The sequence below is a fragment of the Micromonospora sp. ATLC16 genome (genome assembly GCF_057196645.1).
Map to the genome: position 1 here is coordinate 1 of NZ_JBXUOW010000172.1, position 877 is coordinate 877.

At 62.4% G+C, this 877-nt stretch carries 1 protein-coding gene; it reads left to right on the plus strand.

Going from position 1 to position 877, the window contains the following annotated elements; all coding sequences use genetic code 11:
- Positions 1–297 precede the first annotated feature (297 nt).
- The gene (locus AC2CHE_RS26910; RefSeq protein WP_484507621.1) at positions 298–699 is read left to right on the plus strand and encodes a VOC family protein; all 402 of its coding nucleotides are present in this window, start codon (positions 298–300) and stop codon (positions 697–699) included.
- The last annotated feature ends 178 nt before the right edge of the window (positions 700–877 follow it).

Below are 877 nucleotides of genomic sequence, written 5' to 3' on the forward strand. Positions count from 1 at the left end.
ATCCTCAAGACCGGCTACCACCGGATCATGACGGGCTTCCCCGACGTGTTACGTACCGTCACTGCCCTGGAGATCTTCAGAACCGCGCTACCGGGTTTTGAATGACCCTCCTGGCTGCAATCTGTCGGCCCTGCCAAACGATTGAGAAGGCAGCCGGGAGAACGGTCACCGAACGTAGCGAGCACTTCGCGGCAGAAGCGGATGCTTGATCCTGGGGTGGCGCGTCGAGGGCGCCTTGACTTCAAACAAGGTTCAGCTTGCAGCCTGATCGTCAATCGTCTGGATGGAGCTGTCTGAATGATCGATCCGAAGGTGAGTATTCGCCTCGCCAGGCCCAGTCGCGACCTTGCGACGGTGGAACGCTTTTATGTGCAAGGGCTGGGACTGGAGGTGCTCTACCGGGCTGCGGGAGAACCCGGGGAACACGACCTGCTGATGCTGGGCTGGCGCGAGGCGTCATGGCATCTGGAACTGGTTGGGGGCCCAAGCCTCTCCCTGCAGCCGACACCGACGAGCGAAGATCTACTTGTGCTCTATCTGTCCGAGCCGATCGACGACACGCTCCTGGCCCGCCTTGAACAGGCCGGCGGCAAGCGCGTTTCCCAAGGCGCGTACTGGGATCGGTGGGGTGTCACGGTCGAGGATCCGGACGGTTATCGCCTCGTTCTGTCCAGCCGCTCGTGGTCCAACGCCGGGTAGTCGGCGACGGCCTCCCATCGGAGACAACGCTCGCTCTGCGGCAATAGAGCACGCCGCCCACCTAAAACAGGAGGGCCATTCAAAAGTAGGTTGATGCTCGCGGATGTCACGGTGTGTGACCGTCGGGGTGGGCGTGACCGAGCGCACGGCGTCCTAATTAGACGCGGCGGCCGGATCC